General features: G+C 70.7%; 1 protein-coding gene. It reads right to left on the bottom strand.

Going from position 1 to position 868, the window contains the following annotated elements; genetic code table 11:
* On the bottom strand, positions 1 to 867 hold an 867-nt coding region (gnd, locus tag SNE206_RS40070), incomplete at its 3' end, for a phosphogluconate dehydrogenase (NAD(+)-dependent, decarboxylating) (RefSeq protein ID WP_407918518.1).
* Position 868 lies beyond the last annotated feature (1 nt).

Here is an 868-nt window from a genome sequence, read left to right as displayed (position 1 = left end):
CTCGACCGCGTGGCCGCCGAACTGGTTGCGCAGTGCGGCGATCATTTTCATCTGGGGGGAGTCGTCCTGGCGGGAGGTGAAGCGGGCGAAGAGGGAGGCGGTGATGGCGGGGAGGGGGACGGCGTGGTCGATGGCGGCTTCGACGGTCCAGCGGCCTTCGCCGGAGTCGGCGGCCCAGCCCTTGAGGGTGGCGAGGTGTTCGTCGTCGTCGAGGGCGCGGACGGCGAGGTCGAGGAGCCAGGAGCGGATGACGGTGCCTTCCTGCCAGGAGCGGAAGACCTCGCGGACGTCGGTGACCTCGGGGGCGGCTTCGAGGAGTTCCCAGCCTTCGGCGAAGGCCTGCATCATGGCGTACTCGATGCCGTTGTGGACCATCTTGGCGAAGTGGCCGGCGCCGACCTTGCCGGCGTGGACGGCGCCAAAGTCGCCTGCGGGCTTGAGGGCGTCGAAGACCGGCTGGACGGTGGCGACGTGGGCGGCGTCGCCGCCGTACATGAGGGCGTAGCCGTTCTCCAGGCCCCAGACGCCGCCGGAGACGCCGCAGTCGACGAAGCCGATGCCCTTGGCGGCGAGGGTTTCGGCGTGCTTGACGTCGTCGGTCCAGCGGGAGTTGCCGCCGTCGACGACGACGTCGCCGGGGGCGAGGAGGTCGGCGAGTTCGTCGACGGTGTCCTGGGTCGGGCCTCCGGCGGGGACCATCACCCAGACGACGCGGGGGCTCGGGAGCTTGTTGACGAGCTCCTGGAGGCTGTCGACGTCCGCGAGGTCGGGGTTGCGGTCGTAGCCGATGACGGTGTGGCCGGCGCGGCGGATGCGCTCGCGCATGTTGCCGCCCATCTTGCCGAGACCGATGAGGCCGAGCTCCATG

Source organism: Kitasatospora sp. NE20-6, from assembly GCF_045862635.1.
This window is presented reverse-complemented; position numbering and strand designations above follow the sequence as displayed.